The organism is Brachybacterium sp. GCM10030252 (genome assembly GCF_042666535.1).
GTDB lineage: Bacteria > Actinomycetota > Actinomycetes > Actinomycetales > Dermabacteraceae > Brachybacterium.
The window spans coordinates 59,466-76,317 of record NZ_JBHTDM010000006.1; the positions used below are offsets into that span (position 1 = coordinate 59,466).

Sequence of the window (16,852 nt, forward strand, 5' to 3'; positions counted from 1 at the left end):
CCATGACCACTCCACGCCCGAGCGCCCCGGGACCCACGCCGCCAGGCGGCGGAGACTCCTCCGCCCTGCCGCCCACGGAGCAGAGGAATCCCCGCAGCAGCACCCTCGACGACCTGCCCACCCAGGAGGTGCTGCGGCTGCTGAACGACGAGAGCCGCCTGGCGGTGGACGCGGTCGACGCCGCCCTGCCGGACCTGGCACGACTGGTCGATGCCACGGCGGAGCGGATGCGTCGCGGCGGCACCGTGCATTACTTCGGCGCCGGCACCTCCGGGCGCCTGGGCGTGCTCGATGCCAGCGAGCTGCTGCCCACCTTCCAGCTCGAACCGGGTCGCATCGTCGGCCACATCGCCGGCGGGCCGGAGGCACTGGTCAGCGCCGTGGAGAACGCCGAGGACTCCCCCGAGGCCGGACGGCGCGACGCCGAAGGGCTGGGCGCCGACGACGTGGTGATCGGGATCGCCGCGAGCGGGTCCACGCCCTACGTGCGCGGCGCCCTCGAAGCGGGCGCGGAGGCCGGGGCACTGACCGCCCTGATCTCCAGCAACCCCCGCGCGCCGCTCGCCGAGCATGCCGAGCTGCATCTGCTGCTGGACACCGGTCCGGAGGTCGTCACCGGCTCGACCCGGCTGAAGGCGGGCACGGCGCAGAAGCTCGCGCTGAACGGCTTCTCGACGGCCACCATGATCGCCCTGGGCCGGACCTGGCAGAACCTCATGGTCTCCGTGGTGGCCACCAACGCGAAGCTGCGCGAGCGCACCGTGCGGATCCTGCGCGAGGCCGTCGGACTGGAGGACGCCGCGGCCCGGGCTCTGCTCGAGAACACCGGCGGGGATCTGAAGACCGCGATCGTCACCGCCCTGGCCGACGTCCCGGTCGATGAGGCCTCACAGCTGCTCGAGCAGCACGACGGCTCGGTGCGCGACGCGATCGCCTCCGCCCAGGCCGGCTGAGCCAGGCGGGCCGGGCCCAGCTGAGCCGGGCCCAGCTGAGCCCCCGGCTGCCCGGCTGGCTGGCTGAGCCGGGCCCGGCTGCCCGGTTGGCTGGCTGGTTGGCTGGCTGGCTGGCTGACTGGCAAAAAGGTGTAGCTGAGCCAGACGACCGGAAACAGGGCCGGGCCGGCCGGGGCCAACGGCCCGGAACCGGTGCTGGCCGGGTCAGGGGCGCGGGAGGCGGATCTCCTGGGCGAGGACGGCGGGTACCAGCGGATCGTCGGCGGCGACGTCGAGCAGGGCCAGCAGGGCGGTGACCCGCTCGGCGTCCTTGTCGAGCTGCGCAGCGGCCGCGATCTCGTCGGCCCGGGGGTCCTTGACCTCCTCGCCGGCGCGGATCCGCTCGGTGACCCAGGCGGTCCAGGCGGCCACGGCCGCGACCTCGCCGGGGGCCTGTTCCGGGCCCCCGCGCTCGGCGATCACGGGCAGGGCGCGCACCGTCAGCTTGGCCGACCCGTCGGCCGCGATACGGATCAGGTTGTCCGCCAGGCGCGGGTTGCGGAAGCGCTCCTCGAGGGCCGCGGTGTAGGCATCGAGGTCGGTCGGCGGCAGCGGCAGCGTGGAGCGGGCCTCGTCCCAGAGCCGCTCGACCAGGGCGCGCACCTCGCGGTGACCGATCGCCTCGTCCACCCGGTCGCAGCCGGCGAGCTGGCCGGCGTAGGCCATCAGGGTGTGGGCGCCGTTGAGCAGGCGCAGCTTGCGCAGCTCGTGCTGGCCGATGTCGTCGGTGAACTGGACGCCGGCCTTCTCCCATTCGGGGCGGCGGCCGCGGAAGCGGTCTTCGAGCACCCACTCGGTGAAGGGCTCGGTGACCACCGGAACCGTGTCCGGCAGGCCCGTGCGCTCCAGCACGAGGTCCCCGGCGGCGTCGTCGGCCGACGGGGTGATCCGGTCGACCATCGAGGAGATGACATCGACGTGGTCCTCGAACCAGGTGCGGGTCTCCTCGTCGGTCGCGGCGAGCACGGCCGCGCGCAGTACCTCGCCGTTGCCGCTGAGGTTGTCGCAGGAGACCAGCGCGATGGGCTCGGTGACGCCGGCCTCGCGGCGGGCCTTCAGGCCCAGGGCGATCCGGGCGGGGACGGACACTGCCGGGTCGGTGCCGGCGGCGTAGCCCTTCTCGGTGATGGTCAGGGTGACCACGGCGGTGAAGGGGTCGGCCAGCAGGCGCACCAGGGCGTCGACGTCGTCGGCGGGGTAGGTCTCGTCGATGACGTCGACGATGCTCACCTCGTCGCCCTCGGCGCCGCGGACGATCAGGCCGTAGCGGCCGCCCTGGGCGTTCAGGGCGTCGGCCATGGCGGCGGAGCGGCCGGTGAAGGCGCTGACCGACCAGTTGCCGGCGCGCTGGGTGGCGACCAGGGTGTGGGCGCGCGCGAAGTTGCCGATGCCGAGGTGGACCAGGCGGCCCTCGTCGGTCGCGGCGGCGGCACCGGTGGCGGGGATGGGCTGAGACATCAGGAGGGGTCCTCTCCAGCGGCCGGTCCGAGACGGAAGACGTCCCGGGGCTGCTGCTCGGGCAGGGTCACGGCGAGCTCGGCGGCGTCCTCGTGGCGCATCCGGTGCTCGGCGACCAGGCCGGCGAGGTGGGTGGCGTCCAGCCGGCGGGCCATGTCGTGCCGGGCCGGGATCGAGCAGAACGCGCGGGTGTCGTCGATGAAACCGCTGGTGCGAGAGTATCCGATGGTCTCGGAGACGGCGCGGCGGTAGCGCAGGATCGCGTCGGGGGCGTCGATGAACCACCACGGGGCGCCGGCGTAGACGGAGGGGTACACGCCGGCCAGCGGGGCGATCTCGCGGGAGAAGACGGTCTCGTCGATCGTGAACAGCACGGTGCGGAAGTTCGGGCTGAGGCCGACGTCGTTGAGCATCGGGGCCAGGGAGTGGACGTAGTCCACCGGCACCGGGATGTCGAAGCCGACGTCGGGCCCAAACCGCTCGAAGGTGGCCTGGTGGTGATTGCGGAGGACGGCGGGGTGGATCGTCAGCACCAGGCCGTCGTCGGCGGCCAGGCGCGCCTGGTCGGCCAGCAGGTGGCGGCGCAGGGCGACGGCGGAGTCCTCGTCGATGCGGCCCTCGCGGGCGGCGGTGTAGAGGCGGCGGGCCTCGTTCTCCTCCAGCCGCGCGGTGCCGGGGTCGATGTGGGCGTGGTCCGAGGAGACGGCGCCGTGGTCGCGGAAGTACTCGCGGCGGATGCGCATCGCCTCGTAGTGGCCGTCGTACGTGCTCGTGTCCACGCCGGCCGCGGCACCGAGGGCGTCGGTGAGCTGGACGAAGTCGGCCCGGGCCGGCTCGAGGTACTTGTCCGGCCGGAAGGTGGGGATCACGCGGCCGGTGAAGGCGTCGTCGGCGGCGAGCGCGTCGTGGGGGGCGAGGTCGTCGACCGGATCGTCGGTGGTGGCCATGACCGTGATCTGGAAGCGGTCGAACAGGGCGCGCGGGCGGAACTCCGGCCGGGTCAGCTTGTCGGCGATCTCGTCGTACATCGCATCGGCCGTGGCCGGGGAGAGCACGGTCTCCAGGCCGAAGACGTCGTGGAACTCGTGCTCCATCCAGTAGCGCGAGGGGGTGCCGGCGAAGGCATGCCAGTGCGTGGCCAGCAGGTGCCAGGCGGCGCGGGAGTCCTTCTCCTCCAGCGGGCCGCGGCCGACGCCGAGGTCCGCGAGGTCGACGCCGCGGGCGTGCAGCAGCCGGTTGACGTAGTGGTCCGGGGTGATGAACAGCGAGGTGGGATCGCGGAACGGCTCGTCCTCGAGCAGCAGGCGCGGATCGACGTGGCCGTGCGGCGAGACGATCGGCTGGTCCTTCATCTGCTCGTAGAGGCCGCGCGCGAGGTCCCGGACGGTGGGATCGGCGGGCAGCAGGCGGTCGGGGTGGGGCACGAAGGCGTCGTTGCTCATGGCGCCATGGTGGCGCGGGGCGGCCTCGGGCGGCCCACGGTTGTCATGGGTTGCCGCTGGTCAGGGCATCGGTCAGCGCGGTCCGGCCAGGCCGGACCGCAGGCGCTCCGGCCAGGCCAGTCCGCAGGAGCTCCGGCCAGGCCTGCCAGCAGTCGGCCCGCTCAGGCCTGCCCGCGCGGCCCGGTGGTGCCGCGCGGGACCAGCCGCACCGGCAGCGATCCTTCGACGGGGGTGCGGTGGGCCGACGGGTTCTCGATGCGTCGGATCAGCCGTTCGATGGCGGCGCCGCCCTGGGCGCGCTTGGGGGTGACGACGGTGGTCAGGCCGCCCCCGAGGTAGCGCGAGAGGGGGATGTCGTCGTGACCCATGATCGAGAGCTCGGCGGGGATCTTCACCCCGGCGCGCAGCGCGGCGACCAGGAAGCCGAAGGCCACCAGGTCGTTGTAGCAGACCACCGCGTGGGGCAGCTTCTCCCGCAGGTCCTCGAAGGCCTGCTCGCCGCCGGCGATGGTGGGGGCGAACGGGCCGTGGCGATGGACGAGCAGGTCATGCGAGCGGGCGGCGGTGCGGGCCGCGCGCCACCGCTCCCCGTCGGACCACGAGTTCACCGGGCCCGCGACGTAGGTGACGGTGCGGATGCCGTTCTCGGCCAGGTGCGCCATCGCCTGGCCCATGCCGTGCTCGTAGTCGGGGGTGACGGAGTCCAGGCCCGCGACCCGGCGGTTCAGCACCACCACGGGGAGGCGCTTGCTGAGGTGGTTGAGGGTGGCGTCGGAGAGCCGGGTGCCGGAGAGGATGATTCCGTCGACGACGTCGAGGGCGCTCTCGAGGCTGGCGCGCTCGCGATCCACGTCCTCGACGGTGTCGAGCAGGAGCAGCAGGAAGTCCTGCTCCTGGGCCGCTTCCTGCATCCCGGAGACCAGCTCGGCGAAGTACGGGTTGGTGAGGTCCGCGATCTCGATGCCCAGACGCTGGTGCCGCACCCCGCGCTCCTGGGTAGCCGGGGCGGTGGTGCGGTAGTCGAGCGCCTTGGCCGAGGCCATCACCTTGGCGTGGGTGGCGGCGCTGACGCGGCCGGGACGGGAGAAGGCCCGCGAGACGGTGGAGGGCGCGACCCCGGCGGCCTTGGCCACGTCGTAGATGGTCACGCGATCGTCCGCCACGTATCCGGCTCCGTTCCTGCCCGCTCGGCACTGCCCGTTCTGAAGAGATCCGCAGGAGACTCTACCGGGGCGGTCGGCAACCAGCGGCAACTGCCCGCGCCGTGGACGCCGACGGGGCCGCCGCCCTCAGTGCAGCTGGAGCCGGCGGTACCGGGCGCTGAGCGAGGAGGGGGCCACCACCGAGCTGGCGGTGCGCGGGGCGACGGAGGATTCGCGCACGTCCAGGCCGGGTTCGAGGATCAGGTCGCGGTCCTCGTTCCGGCCGTCGGCCCGCTCCTGGAGCAGCCGGATCGCCGAGACGCCCATCTGGTGGCGGGGCTGGCGCACCGAGGTCAGCCGCGGCCGGATCATCTCGGTCTGGCGGGTGCTGTCGTAGCCCACCACGCTGATGTCCTCGGGCACGCGCAGGCCGGCATCGACCGCGGCCCCGAGGAAATCGATGGCCACCCCGTCGGTCTCGGCGAACACGGCGGTCGGGGAGTTCTCCTCCTGCAGGATCGAGAACAGCAGGTAGCGGATCGCGGGCTTCAGGGTCTCCACACTGCCGCCCTCGATCTGGAGGTGCCGCTCCAGACCCGCGTCCCGCATCCCCTGGGTGTACCCCTCGGCGCGGAGGCTGCCCTTGGCCAGGTGGGCGATGCGCTCATGGCCCAGGCCCACCAGGTGCTCCACCGCCAGGCGCGCCCCGAGCACGTCGTCGTTGCTGACGACGTCCACCCCGGGAACCGCGCGCTCCGCCTTGCCGACCAGGACGACGGGCGTGCGCTGAGCGGCCTTCTGCAGCATCTCGGCGGGAATGGCAGTTCCGAAGGTGACGATGCCGCGCAGCTTCTCGGCCCTGAGCTCCTCGAACTCGGTGCGCAGGTGCTCGAGGTCGCCGCGCCCGTCGAAGAACATCAGCCGCAGCCCCGCGTCGCCGGCGGCCTCCTCCATCCCGGAGACGACGTCGTGGGAGAAGACGCTGACGATGTCGCGCAGCAGCACGGCGACGGTGCCCGGGGCCGTACGGTTCGGGCCACGGCGCACGGCGCGATATCCGATCTCCTCGGCCGCGGCCAGGATCCGGTCGCGGGTCCCCTCCGAGACGCCCGGGCGGTCCCGCAGGGCCAGGGAGACGGCCGTGCTGGAGACGCCTGCCCGCGCGGCGACGTCCTGGAGGGTGAGCTTGCCGGTCTGCTGGGCCATGACTTCGAAGGGTAGCGCCGGCCACCGGCCGCCTCGACGCCGCGAGACCTCGTGACCAGGGCTCTTCCTCGAGCGTTCACCCTCGCGTCACCCTGCGGGAGCGCTCCTCACTGAATTCAGTACTCGCCGGAGCTGAATAAAGCACATATCACACGCCTTCCTCGCGCCCGTTCACCGTGGCCGTGAATCGTGTTCACCGGCCGGACGAATTCGCACCGTACGGTCATCTTCCGAAGATGCCCCGGAGCTCGACGGGGAACGTCGCATGCCTACTCGGAGGAGAATCAGATGGCCATTCCCAGCCGCACCCGCACCCCCGTCGAAATCCGTCGCCGCACCGCTCTCGGGGCCCTGGGAGGAATGGGGCTGGTCGCATTCGCCGGCTGCGCGAACGACTCCGAGGGTTCTGCCTCCGGGGACGTCGAGGCCATCAACGAGGTCTACGAGATCACCTCGGCCGATTCGCTGACCGAGCCGCCCATGCTCGCCGAGCGCGTCGAGGCCGGCGAGCTCCCGCCCGTCGCCGAGCGCATGCCCGAGCTCGCCGACATCATGGTCGAGCCGGTCCACGAGCAGATCGGTGCCTACGGCGGCACCTGGAACTTCCCGACCAAGTCCGCCCAGGAGGGCCCCTGGGACATCGGCAAGCCCACCGAGGAGGCGCTGTTCCGCTTCACCCCCGAGGGTGACGGCGTCGAGCCCAACGTCGCCAAGGGCTTCGACGTCAACGACGACCTCACCGAGTACACGATCCACCTGCGCAAGGGCATGAAGTGGTCCGACGGCCACGCCTTCACCTCGGCGGACGTGATGATGTGGTGGGAGCACATCATGCGCCCGGAGATCTTCGGCCGCAGCGTCTACGACGCCTTCTGGTCCACCGACCCCGCCACCGGCGAGCGGGCGATGGCCGAGTTCTCCGCGGTCGACGACCACACCGTCCAGGTCGCCTTCCAGCATCCGCGCCCGATGTTCCTCGAGCGCGTCGCGATCGATGCGAAGTGGATGTTCGCCCCGGCGCACTGGATGGAGGAGGTCCTCGACGAGTTCATCGGCGAGGAGGCGGCGCTGGCCATCGCGAAGGAGCGCGGCTACGAGGACCTCGAGGGCTGGTACGAGTCGGCCTGCTACTACTACTGGTTCTGGTCGGATCGCCCGATGCTGCGCGCCTGGATCCCCACCGAGGACGCCGGCCCCGAGCAGGTCACCTGGGAGCGCAACCCCTACTACTGGAAGACCGATCCCGAGGGCAACCAGCTGCCCTACATCGACGAGCTGTCCCTGGAGACCTACCAGGACCCCAGCCACGTCGAGCTGCAGGTGCTCGAGGGCCACTTCGACATCGCCCAGTTCGAGTTCGGCTCCTTCACCCTGCTGCAGGAGAACGCCGAGAAGGGCGACTACACGGTCGCCCAGTGGGAGACGGCCGACTGGTTCTCCAACGGCATCCAGTTCAACATGGAGCCCGAGGACCAGACCCTGCGCGATCTCTTCCACGACGAGCGGTTCCGCGAGGCCCTCTCGGTCGCCGTGGACCGTGAGGCCCTTTCCGAGCAACTGACGCTGGGCCTGGGAGCCCCGCAGCAGTCCTCCATCGCCGAGGGCCGTCCCTTCTACCAGGACGGCTGGGCCGAGAAATGGGCGAGCTACGACGTCGACCGCGCAGGCGAGCTGCTGGACGAGCTGGGGCTGACCCGTGAGGGCGACTGGCGCGTCCGCCCCGACGGCGAGCCGCTCCGTCTGGTCATCACCCAGGAGTCGGAGGCACCGCAGGCCGGCCAGTTCGAGGAGCTGCTCAAGCATCACTTCGAGGAGATCGGCATCCAGATCGACGTGCAGCTGGTCGACCGCGGCCGCTACGGCGATCTGAACGACTCGGGCCAGCTGCAGCTGACCACGCGCGGAGCGATCGGCGGCATCCACCCGATCTTCCGTCCCGACACCGTGGTCCCGCTGCGCGCCGGCACGCCCTGGCACACCCAGTACGGCACCTGGTACGCCTCCGAGGGGGCCGAGGGCGTCGAGCCCACCGGCGACATCATGGAGCTGATCACCATCTATCGGGAGATGTCTGCGCAGACGGACACCGCCCAGATCGACACCTACGCCGAGCAGATCATCCAGCTGCACCAGAAGAACCTCTGGGCGCTCGGCTACACCGGGCCGGTCCCGCGCCTGTTCGCCGTCAGCAACAACATGGCCAACGTGCCCACCGAGACCACCTACGCCGATGAGTTCCGCGACCTCGGCCACGGCCGCCCCGCGCAGTTCACCTTCATCGATCCGGAGGTCGAGACGGCGTGAGGCACGGTGCGCCCGCGCGGGAGGAGCCCAGGTGCTGACGTACATCCTTCGGCGCACCCTGACGATGATTCCGGTGGTGCTGGTCATCTCGGTGATCGTCTTCTGGATCATCCAGCTGCCGCCCGGGGACTATGTCTCCAATCGGGTCCTGGAGCTGCAGCAGGAGGGCGAGCAGCTCAGCCGCGTCGAGCAGCAGGCGCTGCGGGACCGGTACGGCCTGGACGACCCCTGGTACGTGCAGTACCTGGCGTGGATCTGGGGCATCCTCACCCGCGGCGACCTCGGCTACAGCTTCGCCTACTCCCAGCCGGTGCTCGCGGTGATGGAGCGGTACATGGCCACGACCCTGATCGTGGCCGTCGCCTCCATGGCCTTCACCTACCTGGTGGCGATCCCGATCGGCGTGTACTCCGCCGTGAAGCAGTACTCGCTGGGCGACTACGTCTTCACCACGGTCGGGTTCCTGGGCATGGCGACACCGAACTTCCTGCTGGCCATCATCCTCATGTATCTGTCCTACATCTGGTTCGGGGACCCCATGCTGGGCCTGCAGTCCCCGGAGTTCTCGGGCCAGGGCTGGAGCCCGGCGAGGGTGGCGGACATGCTCAGCCACCTGGTGATCCCGGTGGTGGTGATCGGGACTGCCTCGACCTGCGAGCTGATCCGGGTGATGCGCGGGCAGATGCTCGATGAGATGACCAAGCAGCACGTGCTGACCGCTCGCGCCAAGGGCGTCAAGGAGTCCACCAACCTGCGCAAGTACTCGCTGCGGGCCGCGCTGAACCCCATCGTCTCCACCATCGGGTGGTCGCTGACGGCGATCTTCACCGGCTCGACGATCACCGCGATCGTGCTGAACCTGCCCACGCAGGGCCCGGTGATGCTCTCCGCGCTGATGGCCCAGGACATGTACCTCGCGGGCGCCTGGCTGGGGTTCATGGCGATCCTGACGGTGATCGGCACCCTGATCTCCGACATTCTCCTGGCCTGGCTGGACCCCCGCATCCGTGACGAGAGGAGGGCCCTGGCATGAGCGTCATCTCCCCCGCCCTGGGACGGCTCCAAGGCCGTCGTGCACCCTCGCTCGAGGCCGCCGCGGCACGCCGGGAGGACTACTACGCCGCCGGTCAGTGGCGGCTGATGTGGGCCAAGCTCTCCGCGCACCGTCTGGCGCAGATCTCGATGGTGCTGCTGGCGCTGCTGTACCTCGGGGCGATCTTCGCCGGGTTCCTCGCACCGTATTCGCTGGCCAGCTACGACTCCGACTACGTCGACGCCCCGCCGACGATGATCCACCTCGTCCACGAGGGCCGGTTCGTCGGCCCCTTCGTGTACGGCCTGAGCTTCGAGCGGGACCCCGAGACCCTGCGGCCGATCTTCGTGGCCGATCACGAGCAGATCCACCAGCTGCAGTTCTTCACGCAGGGCTCGGAGTGGTCCTTCTTCGGGCTGTTCAACTCGAGCCTGCACCTGTTCGGCGCCGAGGGCAGCGGCCGCGTGTTCCTGTTCGGCACCGACAGCCTGGGCCGGGACATCTTCTCCCGGATCCTGCTGGGCTCGCAGGTCTCGCTGACGATCCCGCTGGTCGGCGTGGCGATCAGCTTCGTGCCCGGCATCGTCATCGGCTCGATCGCCGGGTACTTCGGCGGCACCACCGACTTCCTCATCCAGCGTCTCATCGAGATCCTGCGCTCGTTCCCGACGCTGCCGCTGTGGATGGCGCTGGCCGCGGCGATCCCCTCGCGGGTCCCGGTGATCACGATGTTCCTGTACATCACGGTGATCATGGCGTTCATCGAGTGGACCAGCCTGGCTCGGGTGGTGCGCTCGAAGTTCATCTCGCTGAAGCAGGAGGACTACGTGATGGCCGCCCGGGTGGCGGGCGTGCGCCCGCTGCGGATCATCGGCACGCATCTGATCCCGGGCTTCCTCTCCTACCTGGTGGTGGCCGTGACCCTGGCGGTGCCGGGGATGATCATCGGCGAGACCGCGCTGAGCTTCCTGGGCCTGGGCATGCAGGCCCCGGCCACCTCCTGGGGCGTGCTGCTGCAGGAGGCGCAGGACATCACCAACGTGGCGATCTATCCGTGGAAGCTCATCCCGCTGGGCTTCGTCATCATCACGGTGCTCGCCTTCAACTTCCTGGGCGACGGCCTGCGCGATGCCGCCGACCCCCACAAGTGAGGCACCCGATGACGATCACCGCTGATGACACCGCCACCGGCACCCCGGTGCTGAGCGTCCAGGACCTGGCGGTCCACCTGCCCACCGAGCACGGCCTGCTGCGCGCCGTGGACGGCGTCTCCTTCGAGGTGCGCGCCGGGCAGACCCTCGGCATCGTCGGCGAATCCGGCTCCGGCAAGTCCGTGACCGCCAAGACGCTGCTGCGCCTGAATCCGGCCCGGTTCCATGAATCCGGGACCGTGCGGCTGCACGGGGCCGACGGGTCCGACGCGCTGGACCTCATGGAGCTGCGAGCCGACGGCCCGATGATCCGGGCCGTGCGCGGGCGACGGATCGCCATGATCTTCCAGGAGCCGATGACGGCATTCAGCCCGCTGCACACGATCGGCGACCAGATCATGGAGGCGATCCTGCTGCACCGCACCAGCGACCGGGCCGAGGCCCGCGACATCTGCCTGGAGTGGATGCTGCGGGTCGGCATCGGGGACGCCGAGCGCCGCATCGACCAGTACCCTCACCAGTTCTCCGGCGGCATGCGCCAGCGCGCCATGATCGCGATGGCGCTCTCGTGCGAGCCGGAGGTGCTGATCGCCGACGAGCCCACCACGGCCCTCGATGTGACCATCCAGGCGCAGGTCCTCGAGCTCATGCAGGAGCTGCAGGAGGAGACCGGGATGGCGATCGTGTTCATCACCCACGACCTCGCCGTCGTGGCGGGGATGTGCGACGAGGTGGCGGTGATGTACCTGGGCCGGATCGTCGAGCAGGCCCCGGTGCGCGAGCTGTTCTCCTCCCCCCAGCACCCCTACACCCGCGGCCTGCTGCGCTCGATCCCGCGGCTGGGCATGGGCCGGGACGAACGGCTCCACGCCATCGAGGGCACCGTCCCGCAGGCGATCGACCTGCCGCCGATGTGCTCGTTCCGCGACCGCTGCACCGCGCGGATCGAAGGGGTCTGCGAGACGGCCGAGCCGCGGCTGCTGGAGCTGACCGGCCGCCACCACGTGCGCTGCTTCCTGCACGACCCGGATGCGCCGGAGCCGGATCGGCTCGTCGGCTCCGCGGCGAGCGAGCCGGCCCGTGCCTCCGCCGTTGCCGCCGTCTCAGCTGTCCCCGGCACCCCCGCCCACCCCGAGGAGTCCCCCGCATGAGCGCGCTGCTGCAGATCGAGCACGTGACCAAGGAGTTCAGCGTCTCGCGCACGGAGTCCTTTCCCGCGGTCGACGACGTCTCCCTCACCCTCGAAGCGGGCGAGACGCTCTCCGTCGTCGGCGAATCCGGCTGCGGGAAGTCGACCCTGGGCCGGGTGATCGTGCGCGGCATCGAGGCGACCTCCGGGGCCGTACTCTACGATCCCGAGGGCACCGGCGACAGGGGCGGCCGCAACGCCGAGAGCACCGCCGACGAGGGACCGGCCGGCGAGCGCCCCGCCCGTGAGGGCTCGGCCGGTGAGCGCCCCGGCGGTGACGGCCGGGCCGGGAGCGGCCGCGAGATCGACTTCCTCGCTCTGAGGGGCCGCGCTCTGCGTAAGCACCGGCCGGATATCCAAATGATCTTCCAGGACCCGATGTCCTCCCTGGATCCGCGGATGACCGTCTTCGACATCATCGCCGAGCCGCTGCGGGCGACCCGTCGGCCCCGCAAGCAGGAGCTGCAGCGCCGCGTGCGTGAGATCGCCGAGAAGGTGGGGCTCGACCCGTCGCACCTGCGCCGCTATCCGCACAGCTTCTCCGGCGGCCAGCGTCAGCGGATCGGGATCGCCCGCGCGCTGATCACCGAGCCGAAGGTGATCGTGGCCGACGAGGCCGTCTCCGCGCTGGACGTGTCGATCCGGGCCCAGATCATCAACCTGCTGAAGGATCTGCAGGACGAGCTGGGGCTGTCCTACCTGTTCATCGCCCACGACCTCTCGATCGTCGAGTACATCTCGGACCGCGTGGCGGTGATGTACCTGGGTCGCATCGTCGAGCTCGCGGATACCGAGAGCCTGTTCTCCCGGCCCCGCCACCCCTACACCGAGGCGCTGCTCTCGGCGGTGCCGCAGCCGGACCCGGACGCTCCCCGCCGGCGGATCGTTCCCAAGGGTGAGGTGCCCAGCCCTACGGACCGCCCCGAGGGCTGCCTGTTCTCCTCCCGCTGCCACTACGCGACCGAGCTGTGCCGCACCACGACCCCTCCCCTGCGGGAAGCGGCCGACGGGCATTTCTCGGCGTGCCACTACGCCGAGGACCTGCCGCTGCGCGGCATCGCCGGACAGCCGGGAGTCGCGGCGGCGGAGCCGGCGACCATACCGTCACCGGCTCCGGCATCCTGACGGCCGGCTACTCGGCAGGTCGTTGAACGGCGAACACGTCCTCGGCCGACCAGAGATACTCACTGTCACACCGGTAGCCACGTAGCCACGGGCGCCCATCGACCACGCGCAGGTAGAACCCCTTCGGGTAGTCGTCGTCTTCATGCAACGGCCACGAGGCCACTGTGATCGCACCGGTCGGTGCGCGGCCGGCCAACATCACCGTGTCGGGTGCCGATTCCTGCTCCGTCAGCACCAAGCGGAGGTACGGTCCCGTGTCCGGTGGGCAGAGTGCCAGCCCGCGTTCCTGTGCAGCAGCGTGAATCTGATCGAGCCGCGCTCCGCCGCGGAACCCCAGATCGCTCACAGCAACGGACGTCACGTGCACGGACTGTGCGACAGGTTCGCGGAACACGCCGTGGGCAAGCAGCGTCTGCGCATGCTCATTGAGACCGACATTCCGATGGGCGAGAGCCTCCTTCAAGTCTGTTCGCGAGAGGGTGCCGACGTCCAAGGTCAGATCGAGGTGCGCCATGGACACAGCATGTCGCACCTCCGGCTCGTCGGCGCGTGCGACCGCCGGAGGAAGCTGGGTGCCGCAGATCGACCTTTGCCGAGTACTCAGCGCGTCAGCGTCTCAAGTGCACCGCGGATACGGTCTGCGATCTGCGGGCCATCAAGAAGCGGCCCCCGGGGGTCGACGAGACGTTGGGATCCGATGGGCACATCGGAGTAGCGCGGGATCAGCTGAATGTGGAGATGGTTGACCGGTCCGTCGCACATCGAGACCTGGTAGACGCGCTCGACTCCGGAGAGCGCGGCGCGAAGCGCCTTTGCCACGTCACGGCACACCGTGAAGAGCCTGGTGACGTCCGCGTCCTCCAGCGAGGTGAAGTCCTGCACGTGGGCCTTCCACACCACGATGGTGTGTCCGGGCGCGCGAGGGTCTGCGGCCAGGGCGACTCGCACGTCCGGCTCGTCGAGGACGAGGGACTGCGGGCCGAGCACGAGTCCCGTCGAGAGTTCTTCGCACTGGTAGCAGATGCCCTTCTCGGTCAGCTCCGCTACGCGCGCGCCGACGCGAGCTCGCTGTTCCCTCCATCGGGACAGCTCGTCGTCGGAGGCGTGAGTACGGGGGACGTACCGGCTGTTGGAAGGCGGGTGGTGTGCGGCCATTGCAGCGCGTTCCTCACTCATCACTGGAGTCGGCGATGGCCACGGCGACATTGGTCAGCACGCCGAAGCAGACGCCTTGGCTCAGACCCACGGCGAGTCTCGGATGCCGCACGCCCCGATTCGTGAAGAACCGTTCCGCCCGCCTGTCGACCGCCACCCCGATCGCCGTGACCCCGGCCGACACCGTCCCTGCCACGGCGGCTACGGCCGCTCGGCGGAAGAGCACCGCCCGGTCCTCACGGCCCCGGGGGCGGCCTCCGTCGTCGCCCGTCGCCGCCGGTGCGGCGTGAGGGGTCCACGGCATCCAGCCGTCGGGCGTGGTCGTCCGAGCTCTCGCGAGAGCTCGGAGGGCGAGGTACGTGCCCGCCGCGCTGGCAATTGCGGACGCCGAGACGAGGACCATGACCTGACGACCGTACAGTCGCCCGACGGGGATGGCACCGACCGCCGAGTACATCGCGACGTCGAGAGCCAGCTGGGCCAGGGGACCGAGCTTCACAGAGTTGGACGTCCGCACGATCGACACCGTAGCAATCGGACGGGTTGGCACCACGCGGCTCTGCCCGTCGCGGCGCCGCTCAGATCGCGACGACCTCCTCGGCCCGACCCGACTCGGCGCTCGCGTACGCGGCCAGGATGATGCCGAGGACGTCGATGCCCTCCTGCACGCCGTGCAACGGTCGGCGCCCGTCCTGGACGCAGTCGACGAAGGCGGCGATCTCCGCGGCGAAGGGGTCGCGCAGCTTGGTCGAGTAGACCTGCTCGGCCTCCTGGTCTCGGAGTGAGACGCGCAGTGTCAGGCCGTCGGAGCTCAGCGACCCCTTCTCCCCCATCACGGCGAAGCGCTCGGCGCCCGGCACCCGGGGATACGCCCACGACGTCTGGATCTGGCCCACGGCTCCGCCCTCGAACCGCACCAGCACCTGGGCGGAGTCCTCGCCGTCCATGAACGTCAGCCGGTGCGTGGACATCATCGAGAACACGGAGCTGGGCCGAGCTCCGGCCAGGTGCATCATCAGGTAGGTGGGGTGGTAGCCGGTATCGATGAACTCCCCGCCGCCCGAGGTGGCGGCGTTCGCGCGCCAGCCCATGGTGGAGGGGTCGAAGTCGTTGTAGAACGCATCGGTGGTGCGCACCTCGTACACGGTGCCCAGGGCCCCGGAGTCCACGAGCTCCTTGGCGCGGGCCACGGACGGCAGGAACAGCTTGTTGTGGGCGCACATGAAGGTCACGCCGGCCTCCTGCACGGCCTCGCGCACGGCGATGGCTTCCTCGGCGGTCAGGCACAGCGGCTTCTCGCACAGGATGTGCCGGCCGGCCCGTGCGGCGGCGACGATCGCACTGCGGTGGAGGTGGTGGGGAAGGCAGATGTCGACGGCATCGACGTCGGCCTCGGCGAGCAGGGCGTGGAAGTCCGCGTAGCCCTCGGCGCCGGTCTGGGTGATGCGGCGGGCGAGGGTCCCGGGGTCGGCGTCGGCGATCGCGGTGACCTGGACGCGGTCGGGGTGCGCGGCGTAACCGCGCAGATGGGAGTCGGCGATGTTGCCGCCGCCGATCAGGCCGACGCGCAGGGGAGCGGAGGTGGGGGTCATGTCAGGTCTCCTCGGGGAGCGGGGGTCAGCGGGCGGAGTCGTTCGCGGCGATGACCAGTGCGGTCAGGGCGCGGGCACGGGCGAGGTTGCCGGTGGTGGGTTGGCCCTGTCGGATCGCCTCGGCCCACTCCTGCAGGGGTGCGGGTCCGTTCTCGGGGATCTCGATCCCGGACCATCCGTCAGCGGTGCGCAGGTGCATACGGGGCACGGGGACGCCGCCCGTGGCATCGCCGTCGGGGCCGGCACTGCCGGGATCGCCGCCGCCGGGGTAGGTGCCGTAGAACAACGAGCCCTCGGTGCCATGGACTTCGAAGCTCAAGGGGCCCGACGGGGTGGCGAACCCGGTCTCGATGACGCCGATCGCGCCGCCGGCCGTGGCGACCGTGACGACGGCGCTGTCCTCCACGGCTCGGCCGGTGACGTGGGCGTAGGTGGCCTTCACGGTCTCGAACTCGTCGCCCAGGATCAGCTGGGTGATGCAGGCCGGGTGTGCTCCCAGGTCGGTGAGGGCGCCGCCGAGCGCCTCGTCGGGGTCGTAGAACCACTCGGGCAGCTGGCCGGTGAGGGCGCCGCCGTGGGCCAGGCGCACACGGGAGGTGACCACCGTGCCGAGCGCTCCCTCCTCCAGGACCTGCCGGAGGGCCGTCACGCAGCCCAGAGCCAGGCGCGGCAGGGAGACGGTCAGCACGCGTTCGTGCTGGTCGGCCAGCCGCATCAGCGTCTCGCAGCCCGCCACCGTGGGCGAGAGCAGCTTCTCGGTGAACACATGCTTGCCGGCGTCCAGCGCCGCGGCGATCACCTCGTCATGGTCGCGGGTGGCCGTGGTGACCACGACACCCTCGAGATCCGCTCGTCCCAGCAGCTCGTCCCGGGTGGCGGCGACCTCGATCCCCAGCTGCTCGGCGAGCTGCCCGGCGCGGTCGGCGTCCTCGTCCCAGAGCCCCACCACCTCCACGTCCGGGTGCGCGAGAAGGGCGCGAGCGTAGTCGCGGGCGTGGACGTGCCAGGCTCCCAGGACGGCGACCCGCAGAGAGTGGGACATGGGCAGTTCCTCCTGAAAGCT

Annotated in this window: 15 protein-coding genes; 6 read left to right on the top strand and 9 right to left on the bottom strand. The window is 70.7% G+C overall.

The genetic code is table 11. The annotated features are described in order from the left end of the window. Positions 1-2: 2 nt before the first annotated feature. A complete protein-coding gene (gene murQ / locus ACFQRJ_RS05090; RefSeq protein WP_377017733.1) occupies positions 3-953 on the top strand; it encodes an N-acetylmuramic acid 6-phosphate etherase in 951 nt (316 codons plus the stop codon). 204 nt (positions 954-1,157) lie between these two features. On the opposite strand, the gene ACFQRJ_RS05095 is transcribed toward murQ, so the two are convergent. The 4 genes from ACFQRJ_RS05095 to ACFQRJ_RS05110 form a co-directional block, all read right to left on the bottom strand. After that, positions 1,158-2,450, bottom strand: a complete 1,293-nt coding sequence (locus ACFQRJ_RS05095) for a mannitol dehydrogenase family protein (RefSeq protein WP_377017735.1) — start codon at positions 2,448-2,450, stop codon at positions 1,158-1,160. After that, complete coding sequence (uxaC, locus tag ACFQRJ_RS05100) at positions 2,450-3,892, bottom strand: glucuronate isomerase (protein ID WP_377017737.1); 1,443 nt, start codon at positions 3,890-3,892, stop codon at positions 2,450-2,452. The genes ACFQRJ_RS05095 and uxaC overlap by 1 nt, the downstream gene beginning before the upstream one ends. Before the next feature lie 161 nt (positions 3,893-4,053). After that, positions 4,054-5,055 (bottom strand): LacI family DNA-binding transcriptional regulator, encoded by a 1,002-nt coding sequence (locus ACFQRJ_RS05105; protein ID WP_377017739.1) that lies wholly within the window; start codon positions 5,053-5,055, stop codon positions 4,054-4,056. A 126-nt stretch (positions 5,056-5,181) separates the two neighbouring features. Next, positions 5,182-6,240: a LacI family DNA-binding transcriptional regulator gene (locus ACFQRJ_RS05110; RefSeq protein ID WP_377017741.1), complete on the bottom strand. Its 1,059-nt coding sequence runs from the start codon at positions 6,238-6,240 to the stop codon at positions 5,182-5,184. A gap of 288 nt (positions 6,241-6,528) precedes the next feature. On the opposite strand from ACFQRJ_RS05110, the gene ACFQRJ_RS05115 reads away from it, so the two are divergent. Genes ACFQRJ_RS05115 through ACFQRJ_RS05135 form a run of 5 tightly spaced genes read left to right on the top strand, consistent with a single transcriptional unit; the run spans position 6,529 to position 13,042 of the window. Continuing rightward, positions 6,529-8,544 carry an ABC transporter substrate-binding protein gene (locus tag ACFQRJ_RS05115; protein WP_377017743.1) on the top strand — a complete coding sequence of 672 codons (2,016 nt, stop codon included), beginning with the start codon at positions 6,529-6,531 and terminating at the stop codon, positions 8,542-8,544. Between the two features lie 31 nt (positions 8,545-8,575). Next, complete coding sequence (locus tag ACFQRJ_RS05120; RefSeq protein ID WP_377017745.1) at positions 8,576-9,577, top strand: ABC transporter permease; 1,002 nt, start codon at positions 8,576-8,578, stop codon at positions 9,575-9,577. Beyond that, on the top strand, positions 9,574-10,728 hold the full coding sequence (locus ACFQRJ_RS05125; RefSeq protein ID WP_377017747.1) for an ABC transporter permease: 1,155 nt from the start codon (positions 9,574-9,576) through the stop codon (positions 10,726-10,728). The genes ACFQRJ_RS05120 and ACFQRJ_RS05125 overlap by 4 nt, the downstream gene beginning before the upstream one ends. A gap of 8 nt (positions 10,729-10,736) precedes the next feature. Then, positions 10,737-11,879 carry an ABC transporter ATP-binding protein gene (locus tag ACFQRJ_RS05130; RefSeq protein ID WP_377017749.1) on the top strand — a complete coding sequence of 381 codons (1,143 nt, stop codon included), beginning with the start codon at positions 10,737-10,739 and terminating at the stop codon, positions 11,877-11,879. Next, complete coding sequence (locus ACFQRJ_RS05135) at positions 11,876-13,042, top strand: ABC transporter ATP-binding protein (RefSeq protein ID WP_377017751.1); 1,167 nt, start codon at positions 11,876-11,878, stop codon at positions 13,040-13,042. The genes ACFQRJ_RS05130 and ACFQRJ_RS05135 overlap by 4 nt, the downstream gene beginning before the upstream one ends. Positions 13,043-13,049: 7 nt before the next feature. On the opposite strand, the gene ACFQRJ_RS05140 is transcribed toward ACFQRJ_RS05135, so the two are convergent. The 5 genes from ACFQRJ_RS05140 to ACFQRJ_RS05160 all read right to left on the bottom strand — a co-directional run bounded on the left by ACFQRJ_RS05140 (position 13,050) and on the right by ACFQRJ_RS05160 (position 16,831). Continuing rightward, entirely contained in the window at positions 13,050-13,556 is a 507-nt protein-coding gene (locus ACFQRJ_RS05140; protein WP_377017753.1) for a hypothetical protein, read from the bottom strand. Positions 13,557-13,642: 86 nt separating this feature from the next. Next, the gene (locus ACFQRJ_RS05145; protein WP_377017755.1) at positions 13,643-14,197 is read right to left on the bottom strand and encodes an HIT family protein; all 555 of its coding nucleotides are present in this window, start codon (positions 14,195-14,197) and stop codon (positions 13,643-13,645) included. Positions 14,198-14,210: 13 nt separating this feature from the next. Next, positions 14,211-14,714, bottom strand: a complete 504-nt coding sequence (locus ACFQRJ_RS05150) for a hypothetical protein (RefSeq protein ID WP_377017758.1) — start codon at positions 14,712-14,714, stop codon at positions 14,211-14,213. A gap of 61 nt (positions 14,715-14,775) precedes the next feature. Continuing rightward, positions 14,776-15,789 carry a Gfo/Idh/MocA family protein gene (locus tag ACFQRJ_RS05155; protein ID WP_377017760.1) on the bottom strand — a complete coding sequence of 338 codons (1,014 nt, stop codon included), beginning with the start codon at positions 15,787-15,789 and terminating at the stop codon, positions 14,776-14,778. Between the two features lie 25 nt (positions 15,790-15,814). Beyond that, on the bottom strand, positions 15,815-16,831 hold the full coding sequence (locus tag ACFQRJ_RS05160; RefSeq protein WP_377017762.1) for a Gfo/Idh/MocA family protein: 1,017 nt from the start codon (positions 16,829-16,831) through the stop codon (positions 15,815-15,817). Positions 16,832-16,852 lie beyond the last annotated feature (21 nt).